Consider the following 18995-nt stretch of genomic DNA (forward strand, 5'->3'; position numbering starts at 1 on the left):
ATTTTAAATGATATATACTCATTTACTACATTATTATGTTATATTTTACTTAACAATCCTTTAAACTTTTGATAGTTTACTTTTACACCATCATCTAAGTCCATTTCTATTTGCATATCTACCATATGATGTAAAACTCCATCATATTTCTTTAACTCATCTATTTGCTTATCAGTGGCTATAAGCTTTTTTTTATCATCATTCTTTTCTTTAGTATCATAAGCTCCATCTATTACATCTAATAAAGATTTTCTCTCTGTATCAAGTCTATCTTGAAGCTCATGTAAATAGTCCCTTCTTATTCTTGATAAAGTTGTTTTATCATATCTATGCATATAAATTAAACAGTTGAAAGCTTTTTGTTTTCCTGATGTAAACAACCAATATATAGGTCTCTTTTTATATGTTTGAACATGGTCTTTAAAAAAATCATTAAGGAAATATCTTCTTATAGTATCTTTTGCCGTTTCGTTATTCTTCTTACCAAGCGTTTCAGCTATAAAATTAAGATTTTCTGACAAACTTTCTTCTCCAAAAGTAACTTTAACAAATTCCACAAATTTAGCTACTATATCATCTTCAAAATAATTATCTGATAGTATTGGTATTATGTTATCCTCATCCACCTTAAATGTTCTATATTTTGAAAAATCAAACCTGCCTCCAGCATATACCAGTCCTTCCTGGTCTAAAGAATATCTACCAAATACACAACCAACTGCATAAGATATAAATGATTTAATTTCTCTTTCTTTGTCTGCTTTTCTTATAGTAATATATTTTTCTTCAACTTCTGGAGTTATTTCATCTTGAAGTTCATAAATGTCTATAAAAATTTTATTTATTTTTTCTTCATTTTCTTTTAACTTATAGAATTGATTTTTTGTGATACTATCCCAGTTATTAAAAGCTTGCTCTATCTTATCATTATTATTTTTATACATTAATATAGGGTGATTTTTAAAATTCCATGAGATTTCAAAATAGTTCCAATCTTCTCTTGATATATCTATACAGTCTTGACAAATTAAATTTATTTTATCTCTTATGTTATTATTCTTCTCCATATATATTGGTATTTCTTTAACAGTTCCTGCTGTCAAATTCAATGTTGGAGATATGAACTCAAAAATATTAGCAATTATTTTAGTGTTAAAAAAACTTAATATATAATTAAAGTCTGATTCATCTTTTACAAATATAGAATCTGCAGATTGGTCAAAAATAAATCCTTTGTTTAATACTCTTATAGTATTTATGCCAGATGTTATTCTTTTCCAGCTTATCCCATTGTAATTAAAAAAAAATCTTTCATTTCTTATAACTGAACTTTTTTCACTTCTAACTTTTTCTCCATTGTTTTTCCAATATATAACTTCTGAAATATTGCCATACCACTTACGAGCATCTCCTCCCATTTGATAAGGTATCCAATATTTATTATTATTTTTTTCATTCATAAAATTTATAGACTTATTTTTTACTTCAAACCACTCTCTTGTATATTTACTATTACTTCCTGTCTGCATTCCAGTACAAGGGAATGAAATATCATCTATTATTTTTGCTTTATTTAATATATCTATTTCCTTATCCGTTAACCAGTACCCAAACCTCTTTCCTGGTATATTGTTCATTTTAGTCTGACTAATTATAAATCTATATGTTACCTCAGGATTAACTATTGCTTCTCTTGTTTTTATTGGCTGATTCTTAACACCTTTAAATTCTGATAACTTAATGTAATTACCTAATATGTTACTTTTATAATTCCTTAATGTGAATGTACAAACTGGAACAGTAGCTTCTTCAAGTCCTGAATATTCCAACTGAATTAAAGTGCTTACATTCTTTGTTTCAATAATTATATTTCTTAATTTTTCATATGATTTAATGAACATCCATACAAACGGAGTCATAAATGCCAATTGACCATTATATTTAACTTTAGAAAAACTATATACAATAAATGCTGAAAAAATATCTGACTTTACAGCTGAATAATTTTTACTAATAAATTCTCCCAATATAGGATTTAAATACTTATTTCCTATATATGGAGGATTAGTTGATAAAATATCATATGTTTTCACCATTATGCTTGTCTGTTTCATTAATTTGGGTAATATATTAACAACCTTTTTTCTACTTTCCTCTTGCACTAAATCCTCTACAGGGTCATTTAATATATGTTTCCATCTTTTTTCTAAGAATTTTCTGTCAAACTCTTCTATCTTTATAAGTGAACCACATATCTTTGCATTTTTGAATTGATCTATAAAAGCTTTTGTCTTATCGTAATTTTCTCCTGAAGGCTCTCCTGCTATATACTCTATATCTCCTTCATTTAAGTCATTAGTTTCTTGTATAGACGCTATATTTATACTTATTCCTTCTCTTTCTATACTTCTAAGAAGTCTATTATTATACTTCATTCCTTTCATAACAACAGCAAAACAAGCAAGCTTATAAGCCTTATCATCTATATCAAGTCCATAAAGGTTATTTTCTATAATAAGCCTTGGTATTTCTCTATTCATATATCCACATTTTTCATATATTTGATATAATACATCAAACATATAAACTAATATATGCCCTGAACCACAAGCAGGATCAAAACATTTAATATCTTCTACCTTTAGTTCTTTATTTATATATGGAGCTAATTTTTCTTCAAAATCTGATTCTAGATTAGGGTTCTCAATGTAAAATTCCCACTCTTTCTTTAATTCATTATGTTCCGGATGAGATTCCACCCAATACCTGCCCAATGAGTTTTGAACCATATATCTAACTATCCAATCAGGTGTAAATAGCTGAGTAGCAAATGGAATTTCTTCTTTTTTATATTTCTTTTTAGCTTTTATAACTCTATCTTTTTCTTCTGAATTATAATATTGATAAAGCCATCCTATAATCTCTACATTTTTCCAATCACTTTCTGGTATAAAATTAGTGTCTGTAAGTTTTCTAACAAAAGCTCCCTCATTTAAAAGACCATCTGGAAGCAATAATTCCGTATAATGTCCTATCTTTTCAAACATAAATGGAAGAATTGTGCTTAAAGAATTACATTGAACTATTATCATATACTTAAATAATGCTTCTATATCATTATTTAAGTTCAATTTATATATTTTTTGTTTGTCTACTGGAAGGTCCACATTGCTTGCTTCTTTTATTAAGTCAGGCTCAACACTTCCTGGAGTTGTAGATGATAAAGGTCTAACTCTTGTAGGCATATAATTATTTACTTCCATAAATCTTAATGCTGTAAATCTATTGAACCAAGTATATGCAACTTCCTCAATTACACTACTATATCCATCTTCACCTTTTTCATTTATAATTTCTATTTTTTTTATAAGCTTTTCTCTTTGTAATTTTTCATCTTTGCTAAGAGTCCTTCCATTAATAACTATAGAATCACTGCTAACTATTTTTGAATTTTTTACACTATCCTTTTCTATACCATATTGACGAGCCTTCACTTTTATTTTATCTATTAGCTCATTTCTTGTTTCTATGGCAAAACTTTTCAGTGTATTTTTATCCATATCTTAATCCTCCATATATCAAAGAAATAGGAGATAAACAGAATTTTTTTAAGTCTTCTTTCAATTATAATTTAGTTACAACATCTTTGCTATTAAAAACATAGTTTTCATTCCAAGTGAGGTGAATTTTTCCTCATATTCTGTAACTACATTTTGAGTGAAATCACTGCTGTGAAGATCATAAGTAAGATACCTTATTTCAAAATCATTTTCCTTAAAATACTCCTGAGATTCTTCAAAAAGTTCCCTGTCATCCGTTTTAAACCATATTTCACTGCCTAATTTCAAAAATTTTCTATACCTGTTCAAAAATACAGTATGAGTAAGTCTTCTTTTATTTTGCCTCCTTTTAGGCCAGGGGTTACAGAAATTTATATATATCCTGCTTATCTCGTCTTTATCGAAAACTTCCTCAACTTGAGCTATGTTCATAGGCATTATCCTTGCATTTGTAACTTCAGCTTCTTGAATCTTTTTAAGTGCATATATTAAAACTTCATCTTTTAAATCAATGCCTATATAATTTACATTAGTATTGTTTAGCGCCTGTGTATACAAGAATTTTCCCCTTCCACAGCCTAACTCCAAATATATATCATTCTGATTTTTAAATTCTTTTTTCCATTTTCCCTTATACTTTTGTGGTTCTATTATAGTTAAAGAACTAGCCTCCATTTCAGGTCTAGCCCACCATTTTTTTCTAAGTCTCATATTCTAAATTCCTTTCCAAATTTTTAATCACAAAATAAATTATCTATTTAAATTACAAAACTGTCAATGCTATTATATAAATATTGTTTTCTATACATTATTAAAGTTTTTTCTACAACATACGATAATAATAAGTAAATTATTATACTATTCAGGTTGTGAAAATTATGGATTACTTTATAGAAGAACTAAAAAACAAAAAGATAATTAACACTGATGATATAAAAACAATGCAAGAATACATTAATAAAAAATATTTTAAGATTCCATCCAACGAAAAAGCAAAAATGCTTTCCAACACCATACACCATATTTTAGATACGAATCTAAAGGAACTGCCAGAAAGTTACAGACAAACTGTAAAAATAAACACTTTGAAAAGTACCCTCTCTAAAAATAAAGCTTCAATTTTCATGTATGATGTATTTCTCTGCTGTATTAAAATCGAACCTTTAAGAAAAAATTTTATAAAAGAAATTACCAGCTGGATAAATGCAAACATAGAAAATACAGTTGAAGAAAAAGATTTAAACAACTATTTAGGGATAACAAATTCAAAAATAGATCCTGTTACAGATGAAAACCTAAATAACAAAATAACTGAATCCGCTAGTCCCAATAGAACTATTGAAACTACATCTGCTCCAACTATACCTTTCAAGTTAAAATTTAATAAAAAACTCCTAATATTTTCTTCAATTATATTTTTTATTTTAATTTCTCAAGTATTAGGACAAGTTTTTTTTCAAAAAAACCTATTTAAAACCCCTTTTTATATAGCCAGTACTTCTGAAAGTGCGAATACCTATTTAAAAGACCTAGTTAACCAAATATCTTTAAAAAATCCTAAAAAAAATTTTCCAAATGTATATCTTCCTGAATATTTAAAATATCAAACAATAGATGAAAATAAATTGAAATCCTACTTAAGCAGCCGCAATTCACTCCTGGGCAAAGATCCATACTTTTCTACTATAATGAATACTGCAAGAGAGTTCAATTTAAATCCAATTTTACTATTTGCTATAACAGGACAAGAACAGGACTTCGTACCCGTAAATACTCCAAGTGCCTCTAAAATAGCTAATAACCCTTTTAACGTATATCACAGTTGGCAGGAATATAATACTGATATAAAAGATTCTTCAAGAATAGCTGCCAGAACTGTCATAAATCTATCACAAAATAGGCCAAAGGAAAACAATCCTTTTATGTGGATAGGTAAAAAATATGCAGAAGATTCAAATTGGGGTAATGGAGTCCAAGCCATATTTGAAGAAATAAACAATTACTTTGCACTTCACAGCAAAAAATAATAGGAAGATTGTAAATAAAGAATAAATTTACAATCTTCCTCTGCCTATCCGATGATACTATTTGCAATGGTCATAAGTTTAGAGTATATAGCCATTGATGGAATACCTACCACATAGTTTGCAATTGGTGTAGCTACAAATATAAGAAGTATAATAAGCTGATACCTGTATAAAGTATCTGATATATTATAGTAAAAGGAAGGAAACAAATCCCTTAGTATATGAAATCCATCTAATCCAGGTATAGGTATTAAATTGAACACAAACAACATACAATTTATATTTACTACATACAACACAATTTTAACTACTATATTTGAAACTAAATTATAATTACTAGATGAAAATATAAATTTATATAAAAACACTGTCAAAAGTGCAGCTAAAAATGCTGTTATTAAATTAGCCAAAGGACCTGCCGCAGAAACTTTCAAATCATCTTTATTTCTATTTTTAAAGGCATTTGGATTAATTTCAACAGGCTTTGCCCATCCAAACCCTACAAGTAATATCATTATAAAGCCTATAATATCTATATGTGCAAACGGATTTAAAGTAAGTCTTCCTTGAAATTTAGCTGTTTTATCTCCTAATCTATCTGCCACAAAGGCATGAGCAAATTCGTGGAATGTAAGCCCTATAAGTATTCCTGGTATAATAAGTATCTTATTCAATATCATTTCATTCAAATAATTTCATCCCCTCTTTTTACTAATTTAACGTTACTTTTTGCAACTTTCCACCATTTATTGATGCAATTCCACCTTCATATATTTGCACAAAATTTCCTTTATATACATATTGTTTGCCGCTTGTAACTTCTGTAACAATTCCTTTTAAATTGTCATTTATGTATATTTTGCCTGAAGGCATAACAAACACATCATCCTTATTTACAGATTGGCCCAAATTTATGTTTTGATAATTACTTCCACCGTCATTTACAGTTCCACAGTAGATATTTGATATTTTATTGTCCTTTTCATCAGCTATGTATATTTTATCATTTTCATCTACTCCTACCCAAACAGGATTTTCTACCCCATTTATCGTAAGTGATCTATCATCGCCTGTAACATATATCTTACTGTATACTTTATCTTCATATATGAGTTTATCATCTAAAGATAATATTCCCATATTACCTACCATATAAGATCTTGTAGTTACTTTTTGCATTTGATTCATTATGTCAATTCTATATATATTTGTCCTTTCCCCGCTACTTTCCATTTTAACATATATAACATTGGTAAAGGGAGATTCTTCTATATCATCAATTTTAGCTTTTTCATCTGTCCAATCCAGTGCTTTTATATTTTCTTTTATATCCTTACCAGCTTCATAATATGATAATTCAAATTTTGAACCGTCATCAGAACTTTCTTTTTCTGCTATAAGTATTCTATTTCTATCTTTTTGCCATTTATAAAAAGATACCTTAACTCCATCCTTAAATTTTATATTTTTTTCATTCCCATTCTTTGTATCCACTACTTTCAAAACATTTGATTCACAATATGACAGATACCTGCCATCAAAGGAAACACTAATATTATTAGCATCTTCTGGTACCTTTATAACAACATCTGCTTTTTTGGGCTCACTCTTTACAATTTTTTTGGTTTTTATCTCTGTTTGAGATGATAAAAAATAATTATTTATATAAAACAATCCTGCAAATTGTACTGCCAGAGATATAGTTATCCAAGTAATAATTCTCTTAAAATTTTTCATCCGTTACTCCCCTTTAATAATTATCTTATAACCTTCTATGGTTTTACGTAAATAGCTGATGGCACTGATCTCTCACCTAGAGGATCACAAGTGTTGTTTATTACATCTCCTTCATAATACATAGTTGAAGAAGAACCTCCATCTAAATTTGTAGCATTTACTGCACCATATTGAAGCATTATATTTTGAACATCCTTCAGGGAAGCACCAATACTTTTAGTTTGTCGTCCATCTATAACAAGAAATAAAATAGCACCATCTGACCTTTGCCCTATTGCAGTTCTAGGGGCTATTCCCCAACCACCGTCACCAGATTTTATGGTACCTTCTCCACCCACTACTAAGGCAGGTTCAAAAGATATGGCTTCTGTAACATTTCTCTCTTTCAGTTCGTTTAAGCTGTGATGTCCTACTATAAGTTCTCCTTTGTTTGTAAGTGCCATTACACCTCTTGATTTATCATCAGGATCAGTTATATCATTAGCAACAATCTGCCCATTACTCATAAGTATGCCTGTAGGTTTTCCTCCTGTACCCGTCCACTTATTGTCACTATCACTAGAAGAACTATCTGTAAAACCTCCTCCATTTATAGCAGCTACAGCATTATGATCTTTTGCTATTTGGCTTGTAAGTTCTCCAGCTACGCCTAATTTTTTACTGTATCCTACCTTAACTCTAGTCGGATCGTGTATTATAAGCATATAACCTTTAAACTTTCTTCCATCACTTATTTCTTCCCTTTCTATACTACTATCATGCTTATTTTCAAATTTTAAAGGTGAATTATCTTTTTCTATATTTTTAGGTTTGTTTTCACTTAGTATTTTTTGTATTTCACTATCTGATAAAAATATCTTTGCTATATACTGATGACTCAAAGTGGTCATGGCTGCACCTACTACTGTTTTCTTTACATTTTCAAAAGGACCGTAAAACACTAAAAATGGAGCAGTCATCCCGGTAAATATAAACTCAAATAATATGAAATACAGTATGAGTTTCCAAACTGGCCGTTTCTTTTTGCCTTCAATTTTCCCCTTCTTCATATGTTGAAACCTTTCCTTTCTAAAAAAATATATCCTTCAACATTGTACAATAAATGATAAAATTTTTAAATAGAAATAATTATGAACATACTAAAAACTTTATATAATATAAAGAACTAAATAGAAAAGTCACTCTGGTGTTAAATATACAATCCATTTTTTAACACCAAAGTGCTCTTAAATAAAGTTTCAAATTATAATTATATTTTTGCAATTTTTCATATATTTCAAAAGTTGTATTTTCTATTTACAGTCTCTTTGACGCTTCATATGCAAGAGGAGACCTCTCACATTCATCATGTTTCAACGTTATTTGATAACATAACTTACTTCCCTTCATCTTTTCTGAAGCATAACACAACCCGTTCGATCTCGAATCTAAAAAAGCTTGATCTATTTGCTCTGGATCCCCTACTAAAAGCAGTTTTGTACCTGCTCCAACTCTTGTTATAATTGCTTTTACCTGTTTTGGAGTTAGATTCTGAGCTTCGTCAATTACGAGCCAATTTTTTACAATAGATCTTCCTCTTAAATAACCTACTGCCTCTGTAGTTATAATTCCCCTGTCAAATAATTCTCTTATTTTATCAGCTAATTCCTTTTCATTTTTATATCTTTCTTTTTCATCAGAATCCACTAATATTTCTAGATTATCTAATATCGGCCTCATAAAAGGCGATATTTTTTCCTGTTCTGTACCTGGAAGAAATCCTATATCTTCATCCATAGTAACATTAGGCCTGCATACCAGCATCTTTCTATACTTTCCTTTGTCCTCTTCCATTATACTATGGAGACCTACTGCCAGCGAAAATAAAGTTTTTGCAGTTCCTGCAGGACCTTTTATTATCACAAGTGGAGCCTTTTCTGCATTTGTTAAAAGTGCCTCCAGCATAAATTTCTGACCCACATTTCTCGGAACTATTCCAAGAGGTGCACTATCCTTAAAACAAAGTGAAACTATTTCTTTACCGTCAAATCTTCCAAGGGCAGTCTGTTTAGGATTACTCAAACAATGTATTATAATAAACTCGTTTACATAAAGAGGTGGAGCAAAATATTCTGCATTCTCCTCATTATAACAAGTTATTTTATCAACTTTCATATATTTGTTACTATAAAATTCTATTATATCCTTTTCAGAAGCGTATACATCTATTCTTCCTGTATATTGACTTTCATCTTCGGGAACAACTTTTTCATAGAAATCTTCTACCTCTATATTTATTATATCAGCCTTAATTCTTTCAAATATGTCCTTTGTTATCAAACATACATTTTCACCACTTTCTTTAAGGCCTTTACACACCTGTATTATTCTGTTATCCGGTTTGCTTTTATCCCAAGCTGGGGGCAGCTGTACATCATAGTGGTTCATTTCAACCCTTAACTTTCCACCACCTGGCAAGTCCACTCCTTGGTTAAGCTTACCGCTTTTCCTAAAGTCATCTATAAGCCTAGCTGCATACCTAGCATTGGCACCAAGATCATTTTTATTCTTTTTAAATCCATCTAGCTCTTCTAGTACCACTTCAGGTATAACCACATCTCCATCATCAAAAGTCAATATAGCCCCTGGTGAATACAAAATAACATTGGTGTCTAAAACATAAGTTTTTTTCAAAGCCATTCCTCCCCTCTACCATTATTATAATATATTCATTTAAATATATAAATGAATTAAATTTCATAAAACTTTCAAAATATATTTTGAATTATCTACATAAAAAACAAGCACTAGCAATAACCAGTGCCTATTTTTCATAATATAATAATTGGGGATCAAAATATTATGCTATCTTTGTTTCATCGGTATATTACTAATGTTAACTATTATATGTGACAATATGGTGTCAAATATATTAAATATTTATTTACTTTTTTAATACTTTATGAATTAAAATGTTGTTAACTTAAGCATATGAAACAAAATAACAAGTCAAAGACGCAAAATAGACTAGCATACCGACTAGTTATTTTTTCAATATGTCTTGATTCTAATAAAAAATCTGTACCCTAATTTAGAGTACAGATTTTTTATCATATATTTACTTTAAATTTTGTTCATAAGCCTGAACCATTTTTTTAACCATATTTCCACCTACAGAGCCTGCTTCTCTTGAAGTTAAGTCTCCATTATAACCATTCTTTAGATTTACTCCAACTTCTTTAGCTGACTCCATTTTGAATTGATCTAATGCTGCTTTAGCTTGTGGAACTACTGGATTATTACTATTTGTCATAGTACTCACTCCTTTTTATAGTAAACTTTACTGCTTACATTTAAAGTTTCTACATTTTTAAAAAAATTACTCTAGGTAATTGAATGAATATTTAGTACTTGTTGTAATATAAACTAATAAGTATAAATGTTTTTAAATTTTTTACTTCTTTGTAATAAGAAAGTAAGCACCGTTAGCTACCAGCACTTACCTCTTTCAATAGATACATATAATTATACTATCCTCATTTTCGCTAAGGTCATTTCCCTAGGACACTATTATATTACCCAATATCTCTAACAATATGACACCATATACATTATGTAAATATTCATAAAAAAATAATCTGGATAAAAAATAATCATTTTCATAATAGTAGATTTTATACTAGATTTTATAAGTTGTGAAGATACTAAATTACAATTACAATTAAATTAGTTACACTATTTAAAATCATTTAAGCATTTGAAAAAAAATGCCTTATAAGGAGCATTGTAAAATGTGGAAAACTTATGGAAGATTTATAATAAATAGCATATTTATATTTCTAATTTGTTTCTTAATCTTAATGCCAAAATCAGTTCACGCTGCTTCTGGACAGGTTTCTAGGATCGGAGAATTTAATAGATATGCAACTGCTGCTAAAAGTGCAACTACAAATTGGACTAGCAGCAAAAATGTAGTATTAGTATGTGGTGAAATATATGCAGATGCAGTAAGTGGGGTAACCCTTGCAAAAAAGTTAGATGCTCCTATACTTTTAACTACTTCTAACTTTCTTAATTCATATACTAAATCTGCATTAGACACCTTAAAACCCCAAAACATATATATTATAGGAGGGACCTCCTGTGTATCACAAAATATAAGAGATGAACTTAAAAGTTATGGTTACAATTTAATAGAATTAAGCGGAAAAAGTAGATACGAAACCAATGTATCTGTTGCCAATGAATTAGTCAAATTAGGTGTTAGTGCCCAAAATATTATGCTTGTCTCAGGAAAAGGATTTTCAGATGCCCTATCAGCTGCACCTATAGCAGCAGCTAAAGGACAAATTCTTTTACTTGGAAACAATGATGACGACTCAATGGAAGCAGTTTTAACCTTTATTAAAAATAACAATTCAAGTGTTACAGTTATTGGTACGCAAAATGTATTAAATGACACTATGTACAATAAAATAGGTGCTGTGAAAAGAGTAAATGGTGGAGCTAACAGATTTGAAACCAATTTAAATATGTTAAATGAATACCAGGATATATTAAAAAATGATAGGCTGTTTATAGCAAATGCAGGTGGAGAAGATTTCCCAGATCCTCTTATAGCCTCTTCTTTAGCTGGTAAGTGGTCATCTCCATTGGTGCTTGTAGATGGTGATAATTCCCCATCTACAGAGAAAGCATTAAACTACATAAAAAATAAAGCAACTAATTTAACAGACTTAAATGCAATAGGTGGAAAAAACGTTATTTCTGATAATATTATCTCAAAGATAAATAACGCAATTTCCAGTGACGCAGTTTCAATAACTACAAATGGACTAAATCAAATTAAAATTACATTCAACACTGAAATCAACAAAGAAACAGCTGAATTTGTTGGAAATTATCAAATTGACGGAATTGATCTTACCCCCAATATATCTTCAGCTTCGATGCAGAATGATAATAGGACTGTACTAGTTACCCTTTCAAATCCATATCCACAATATAAAAACATAATTTTTACTGTAAAAAGCACTGTGCTAGATAAGCATTTAAATGTAATATCGTCTAAAATTGAAAAGGAAATTATCTTTCTAGACATAACTGCACCTAAAATACAAGCACTAACATTGTACGGCAGTAATAAACTAATACTTCAATTTTCAGAAGCAATAAGGATAAAGACAGATAATCTATCTTCTATTAAAATCAATGGTCAAAGTATAGTAGGCCTTGGATTAAATACATCCTTAAGTACTTTTTATGAAAAATCAGGCGTATGGTCAATGAAAGTAGCATTTTATTTTGATACACCCCTTAAAGAAGGCATCAATACTTTTAAAATTTCCCGGGGAATCCCAGGTGAACAGTTCGATGACGCTGCAGGATTTCCTATAGAAGAAACTTCTATAAATTTTAATGTTAATTCATTAAAGGACAATCCTCAAATTGCAGAAGCTAATTATACTACAGATGGCATTGTTTATATAACTTACAGTAGATCTATGGATACTAAAACCGCACTTAATATAAATAATTATAAAATAAATGGAAATACAATAGCGGCCTCCTCAATAGACTTTTGCCCGGGATCAAATGATAAAATTGTTGAAATAGGAATTATAAATTCTTTACTTAATATTGGTAGTAATATTGTAAGTGTCTTAGACAATGTCAAAGACGCCTATGGCAATAACATATATGACAATTCCAGTACGAGTTTTGAAGTTGAAGATAATACTGTAAAACCACAAATTACACAATTTAAAATACTCGACAGTCAAACAATAAACATAAAATTCAACCAATATGTAATGAATATATATGCAACCAATAAATCAAATTATAAATTACTTGATTCTGATGGAACAGACATAACCTATAAAATTGATGAAATAGCACCAGCTACCAGGTTAAGTAATGACAACACAATCTCCTATAATATAAAATTCACAAGAGATAATGCTTTAACAGATTTAACATACACTTTAGTTATTAAAAATATCATTGATACTAATTTAAAACCTAATGTGATGGATGATTATACTGTAACTTTTAATGGAATAGATAACATAAATCCCAAAGTTACAGCTATAATTCAAAAATCAGATAATCCTCAAGAAATAGCTGTTTTTTTCAATGAACCCATGGATGTAAATTCACTAAAGAATCCTTCAAATTATTATTTTGTAAATGGTACAGGTGACACTGAAGCATTGCCTTATAATGCAGTAATTACTCCTGGTGAAGATAATACTTATGTACTCATTAAATTTCCATCTAATTATATATTAAGCTATGGGACTTCAGAAAATAATGTACTCAAAGTAGGTGTGGAATATGTTAAGGATAAATCTCTAAATACTTTATCAGGAATAGCCTATGTTGATAACATAAGTAGAGATTATAGTACAGGGCCATCTCTTGTTTCAAATACTGTAAAATTTTTTTACGATGGTGATGACCTAAAGGTACAGTTTATTCTAACTTCTGATCTGGACAATTTAAACCTAAGTGACTTTAAAATTGCAGGAATGACTCCCGATGGAGGTACTATATCGGGAAGGAAAGTAATTCTTACTTTTGCTAGTGAGGTTCAAGATAACGTAAAAATCGACACGGTGAAGTCAGCTGGAGTTAATGCATTATTTACAATTGGAAATTCAATCTCTAAAGATATAGCAGGGCGTATTCTACAACAAGTATCAGACAAGGTATATAGCATGCAGCTTCCTCCAAGAACTAATTTCAGCTTATGGTTTGCACGCAGCACCACGGGAAATAACTCTGTAACAATAGCATTTGATGAGGATATAGACGATAGTATTTATGGATTGTACTATGATGATTTTATATTTACAAATGAGAGCACTGGTGGAAAACTGAATCCTACATCTGTATCCGTAAATGGTAAAAATGTAACCTATAAATTTCAAGACGGCTCCATAAAGCCTGGAGATAGAATTGACATTCATGCTGCATTGTCACCTACAGATATTAACATAAGAAGTAAAAAAGATGTCAGTGGAGAAAATTCTGTTTACATTCCGTCAAAATATGATTTGAGAGTAAGGACAGTAATTTCCAATTAAAATAATTATATTTTATTAACAGATTTCAATTTTAAACATAGTATATAATATAAATATTTTCACGGAGGTATTACATGAATATCAATTCTACTAGCGACAGCAGTAGCAAAGAAAATACTGAAGACTTCGATATTTCCCAAAATATATGTCCATATTACTCAATGTCTTATTATGATGAACCAATAGATGATGAATACGAGGACGAAGATCCTGATGAATATGACTTCGATCCTGAAGATGGGTATAGGCAAGGGAGACCTAGAAGAAGACGACGTAGAAGACCCAGACGTAGAAGAAGACGTAGATGGATGCATAGACCTTTCATGCCATTCGTATTCCCTGTAATCATGTATGGTGATTATGACGATTGGTATTAAATATCAAAAGGTAAGCTTAGGTAGGTACTAGCAAATTGCTAGTGCCTACTATTATGTATTTTTTAGTAAATCTATAATTCATATAGATGATGCTTGTCTCTAATAAATAAAAGAAATACTCATGCCAAGATTTTCGGCTTTTTCTAAAGCATCAGTATTAGCAATATCACCCTTATCTGCCACTCCTGGGACAGTAATTATTCCTAGATTGTTCCACTTAAGATAATCAATAATACCTTTGTAAGTTTCAATTGCTCCATTAAACATACCATCTTCGTTACCTTCTCCACAAATCATAAATACACTTTCCTTTATTTTAAGTGGACGTTTGCAATTAGGTGATACATAAGCATATAGTCTATCTATTGGTGCTTTTATTTGTGATGAGATACCAGACCAATATAAAGGTGTTACAAATACAATGACATCTGCGCTTTCAAGTAGTGGCTCTAATTCACTAAAATCGTCCTGAAATGAACAGGCAGTACCCTTACTCCAGCAGGTATTACAAGCCTTACAACCATTAATATTTTTCATTGCCATTTCAAATTTCGTTACAATGTGACCTTTGGCCCTAGCACCTTTAATAAATGCATCTGCCATCATTTCACTGTTACCATTTTTTCTTGGGCTTCCTGTAAGTACTAAAATATTTTTAACCATTTTTCTCACTCCTTGTAAACATTAACAACTGGTTTTATCTTCTTCTTTATCCAATTATATAGTGAGATTAAATGGTTGTAAAGCATTAAAATTACTGCAGGTTACCATATATAATGTCTCCAATATATTTATAACCCTTGTCACTAGGATGTGCTGTATTTGTTCCACTTCCGCCTGAATAATCGTTTTTAGCCATTCCAAACAAACCTTCTTTTTGTGCAGCAGTATAATCCTTATAATAAGCTTTATAAATATCTATAACTCCTGTATTATAAGCATCTGCTATTTCGTATAAAGACATTACATAAGCAGTCCAGTTTGTTGTCCATGTCTCAGCAGGCATTTGATTTGACACCAAGCATACATCACTGCCTCTTTCTTTCCAGTAACTCACTAAATTCATCATACTTTCCTTATAGTCTTGAACAGAAATACCTCGTCCTGCTTCATTAAGTCCGAAAGACAGCAGCACTAAATTAGGCTTTGGTGATACATTCCAAATTTTCTTTGTGGTGTCTGTAGTAAAATAACTTGCCATTTTACTAGAAATTGCTATCTTGTCTATCTCAATTCCTGTAGTACTTGATGAGGCAATTGCACCTTCTATAAAAATATTGGATGTTTTATTTGGAGTTATTACTAATGTATGAGATGTATTAGTTAATCCTGAATAAGAAACTCTATGTGAAAAACTTTCTGTTTCTCCTAAACAATCTATAGTCCCTACTTTTTTGCCATCTATGGTTACAACAGCTGTACCTCCATCTTTTGCCTTAGAATATAATAAATCTAAATTTTTCCCAGTGAAAGTTAAAGCTGCTGGTGAAATATTTTTATTAGAAATTCCAAAGCATCCACCAAAACCACCGACATTAGAAGTGAACTCTTTAGAAGCACCAGAAACACTCCAACCTGTTCCTAGTTTCCATCTAGGTTTAGTGCCAGAAGGAAGAGCACCTTCGTATATACTAATAAATCCTTCCCCTGCATTTCCAAATTGATTTTGCAGTGATGACTTCATTACACCAACCCAAGATTTATTTATCTCATCACTGGAATATTCTCCTCTTGTATTGGATTCGCCTATACAATATATTCTCACCTTTTGGGTACTTGTATTATTCAATTTATTTTTATATCTTAACAAACCTGCATTTATATTATATCCGTATTTTTCATAAGGTGATTCTTTATGAATTACTTTTTGGGGTGTTGGTTTAGTTTTCTTCATTACATTAATTTTTGCTGAACTTACAAGAAACATGACACAATATGCAAATACAGCTGAAATAATAATTAATATCTTTTGACGCATATTAGTACTCCTTTACCTATTTTAATACTTCTCTTTAATATATGTAGAAATCATACACCAAATACATTGTAAAATACGTAATTGTGAATATATTTATATTTTTGTAAAATAATAAATTTATAATATGCTAAATAAGGGATGCCTCATATGTAAGTTTTTTACACAAAGGAAACATCCCTGTAAACATTTTTTTAATTACATCATTGCCTTAATAACACCACAAGCTAGCATTTTACCAGATGCTCCAGAAGGCTGAGTTCTATAATCATCCGGACTCTCATGTATGATTACTGATTTTCCGATAATCTGAGCAACATTAAACTTATTTGTAAAGAAGGTCATTCTAGAATAACCATTATTTGAAAAAAGAACTGGAAAATCTCCTGCATGATTGCCATGTGGCTGATTGGTTGGATTCCAATGTCCTCCAGCAGCTTTAAATGGTTCTTCAGGATTACCTACAGCACATGTCCCATTTTGGTGTATATGAAATCCATGGGGTCCAATTTGTGGATTTCCATTCATAGCTGGTCTAAAAGGAGGTAATCCATTTACTTCTACAGAAACTTCAGTTCCTCCACGTACCTGAGTAAAAGTTACAGTACCTCTTATATTAGGAGCTAAAGGTCCTCCAGTTATATGGGCTACAGCTTTTCTAGCATGCATATTCATATCACCCCTATATCCACAATAATTGTGATTTATAAAGGGACATTCATATTCGTCAAAATGCATAATATCCTCCAAATTAAATACTTCAATTTATGTTATGTAAAACTTTAAAAATAGTTACAAAAAGAGTCTTCTTCTTCTGGGAAATAGTCATTAATATTCTATAGTATATATTAATGCCGCAAGGACAAAATATTAAAGTAGCATAATTCAATATGAATTAAATCTAAAATATTTAATATAAATCCATTAGACTAAAGGAGGATACTATTATGAATAAAAATGATAAAAATCTTCAAGAAGCAAAAAAATTGAATAAACAATCCAAACAGGGAAATATGTCAAGTGCTACTAGCACTACCGGTTATAATAGCCCCGATGTTCAAGAAGCTAGACAATTAAACTCACAAGTTTCAGGCAAAAGTTCATCTTCTTTCTCAAATGTTTCAAATAGCAGTGATTTAGATGAAGCTAAAAAATTAAATCAACAATCTAGACAGAAAAAGAGTAAGTAACTAAAAAATGAAGGAGAAATCTTAAGATTCTTCCTTCATTTTTATTATGCTTTACCTAGCACATTTTAGAATAAACTCATTCATTCAAATCTGCAATATCTACATTAAAATGTTTATTTGTATTTAAATTTTTCACTTGTATTTTACCATCTTCATCTGTATTTATACTTTCAAGCCATATGGGATTATCTTTATATTTTACCTCTATAACTCCTTTAGACTCAATTATTTCTTTTACTCTTTTCTTATCCAAGCTTACCACCTCCTATATACATAGGTTCTTATATAGTAAACTTTTTATACCTTCTAAAACAAAAGGATGTTTATCCTCAAATTACCAGCATAATATTTTAGGTTCTGCACATTCTATTAGCATAAGGATATTAATGTGTTAAAGTTATTAAATATCTAAGTTTCACCCAAACTATAATATTCTTTCTCTAACATATTGGTATTACTTTATGCTGGAGATGATAAATCTCCAGCATTTAATTCTTTATTTTTAACCCCTATACTACACAACACAGCTTACTTTGTATAACTCGAATTTCCTAAACATCTTATTCCAGGGATAATTAAATCCCTGGTTTTCATTATCCTTTATTTTGTTCTACATCAATGATAATTTTATTACATGTCTTACACATATATGCCTTAATTTTCGGTCTTCCTATCCAACCGGATTCTCCTAGTTCAATACCTCCTTTGGCCCATATTCCTAAAAACAATTTCTTGTCTTCAGGCAGCCATTTCATTCTATAGTTATCCCCATATATATGGCCTTTAACCATCTCCCCATTACAATAAGGACACTCCATCGTACATCCTCCTATTTTCAATTCAAATTTTTAATTTATCCGATGACTACCTGCTCTAATGCTCCCACGCACTCTGTGAAATCGACTATCACCAAATCAAAGATTTGGGATATCTGCTTTTCTCCAAGTAGGAGTAAAGAGCAGCTACGTCCCTGGATAACGATTTCTAAGCATCAGGTGGAGTCAAAACTCCATCTGATGCCAAGAACTCTGTTTATTATACAACATAAGTCAAAAGATG

The 18995-nt window shown here is 30.2% G+C and carries 16 protein-coding genes; 4 read left to right on the forward strand and 12 right to left on the reverse strand.

Annotated elements, in window-relative coordinates:
* Positions 1-38: 38 nt before the first annotated feature.
* Together pglX and trmB are read right to left on the reverse strand one after the other, a co-directional pair.
* Complete coding sequence (pglX, locus tag DMR38_RS15090) at positions 39-3560, reverse strand: BREX-1 system adenine-specific DNA-methyltransferase PglX (protein ID WP_127722075.1); 3522 nt, start codon at positions 3558-3560, stop codon at positions 39-41.
* Positions 3561-3635: 75 nt separating this feature from the next.
* Entirely contained in the window at positions 3636-4271 is a 636-nt protein-coding gene (gene trmB / locus DMR38_RS15095; protein ID WP_127722076.1) for a tRNA (guanosine(46)-N7)-methyltransferase TrmB, read from the reverse strand.
* 167 nt (positions 4272-4438) lie between these two features.
* On the opposite strand from trmB, the gene DMR38_RS15100 reads away from it, so the two are divergent.
* Positions 4439-5587 carry a hypothetical protein gene (locus DMR38_RS15100; RefSeq protein WP_127722077.1) on the forward strand — a complete coding sequence of 383 codons (1149 nt, stop codon included), beginning with the start codon at positions 4439-4441 and terminating at the stop codon, positions 5585-5587.
* A gap of 44 nt (positions 5588-5631) precedes the next feature.
* On the opposite strand, the gene DMR38_RS15105 is transcribed toward DMR38_RS15100, so the two are convergent.
* From DMR38_RS15105 to DMR38_RS15125, 5 genes are all read right to left on the reverse strand, one after another.
* Positions 5632-6267 carry a site-2 protease family protein gene (locus DMR38_RS15105; RefSeq protein WP_175413135.1) on the reverse strand — a complete coding sequence of 212 codons (636 nt, stop codon included), beginning with the start codon at positions 6265-6267 and terminating at the stop codon, positions 5632-5634.
* Between the two features lie 31 nt (positions 6268-6298).
* Positions 6299-7324, reverse strand: coding sequence for a hypothetical protein (locus tag DMR38_RS15110; protein ID WP_127722079.1), 1026 nt, complete (start codon positions 7322-7324; stop codon positions 6299-6301).
* Positions 7325-7359: 35 nt separating this feature from the next.
* Positions 7360-8373: a phosphodiester glycosidase family protein gene (locus DMR38_RS15115; protein ID WP_127722080.1), complete on the reverse strand. Its 1014-nt coding sequence runs from the start codon at positions 8371-8373 to the stop codon at positions 7360-7362.
* Positions 8374-8620: 247 nt separating this feature from the next.
* Complete coding sequence (locus DMR38_RS15120) at positions 8621-9997, reverse strand: PhoH family protein (protein WP_127722081.1); 1377 nt, start codon at positions 9995-9997, stop codon at positions 8621-8623.
* 424 nt (positions 9998-10421) lie between these two features.
* Complete coding sequence (locus DMR38_RS15125; protein ID WP_063553959.1) at positions 10422-10616, reverse strand: alpha/beta-type small acid-soluble spore protein; 195 nt, start codon at positions 10614-10616, stop codon at positions 10422-10424.
* A gap of 478 nt (positions 10617-11094) precedes the next feature.
* Here DMR38_RS15125 and DMR38_RS15130 point away from each other — a divergent pair, with 478 nt between their 5' ends.
* Positions 11095-14394 carry a cell wall-binding repeat-containing protein gene (locus DMR38_RS15130; RefSeq protein WP_175413025.1) on the forward strand — a complete coding sequence of 1100 codons (3300 nt, stop codon included), beginning with the start codon at positions 11095-11097 and terminating at the stop codon, positions 14392-14394.
* A gap of 74 nt (positions 14395-14468) precedes the next feature.
* A complete protein-coding gene (locus tag DMR38_RS15135) occupies positions 14469-14771 on the forward strand; it encodes a hypothetical protein (RefSeq protein WP_127722083.1) in 303 nt (100 codons plus the stop codon).
* A gap of 99 nt (positions 14772-14870) precedes the next feature.
* Here DMR38_RS15135 and DMR38_RS15140 read toward each other — a convergent pair whose 3' ends face one another.
* The 3 genes from DMR38_RS15140 to DMR38_RS15150 all read right to left on the reverse strand — a co-directional run bounded on the left by DMR38_RS15140 (position 14871) and on the right by DMR38_RS15150 (position 17484).
* Positions 14871-15434, reverse strand: coding sequence for a flavodoxin family protein (locus DMR38_RS15140; protein ID WP_127722084.1), 564 nt, complete (start codon positions 15432-15434; stop codon positions 14871-14873).
* A gap of 91 nt (positions 15435-15525) precedes the next feature.
* On the reverse strand, positions 15526-16749 hold the full coding sequence (locus DMR38_RS15145) for an SGNH/GDSL hydrolase family protein (RefSeq protein ID WP_127722085.1): 1224 nt from the start codon (positions 16747-16749) through the stop codon (positions 15526-15528).
* A 195-nt stretch (positions 16750-16944) separates the two neighbouring features.
* Positions 16945-17484: a superoxide dismutase family protein gene (locus tag DMR38_RS15150; protein WP_127722086.1), complete on the reverse strand. Its 540-nt coding sequence runs from the start codon at positions 17482-17484 to the stop codon at positions 16945-16947.
* A 209-nt stretch (positions 17485-17693) separates the two neighbouring features.
* Between DMR38_RS15150 and DMR38_RS15155 the strand changes: the two genes are divergently transcribed.
* Positions 17694-17936: a hypothetical protein gene (locus DMR38_RS15155; RefSeq protein WP_127722087.1), complete on the forward strand. Its 243-nt coding sequence runs from the start codon at positions 17694-17696 to the stop codon at positions 17934-17936.
* Positions 17937-18012: 76 nt separating this feature from the next.
* Here the strand turns inward: DMR38_RS15155 and DMR38_RS15160 are convergent, their stop codons facing one another.
* Both DMR38_RS15160 and DMR38_RS15165 read right to left on the reverse strand, forming a co-directional pair.
* A complete protein-coding gene (locus DMR38_RS15160; protein ID WP_127722088.1) occupies positions 18013-18189 on the reverse strand; it encodes an H-type small acid-soluble spore protein in 177 nt (58 codons plus the stop codon).
* Positions 18190-18529: 340 nt separating this feature from the next.
* Positions 18530-18754, reverse strand: a complete 225-nt coding sequence (locus DMR38_RS15165; RefSeq protein ID WP_127722089.1) for a PF20097 family protein — start codon at positions 18752-18754, stop codon at positions 18530-18532.
* Between the last annotated feature and the right edge of the window lie 241 nt (positions 18755-18995).

Source organism: Clostridium sp. AWRP (genome assembly GCF_004006395.2).
GTDB lineage: Bacteria > Bacillota > Clostridia > Clostridiales > Clostridiaceae > Clostridium_B.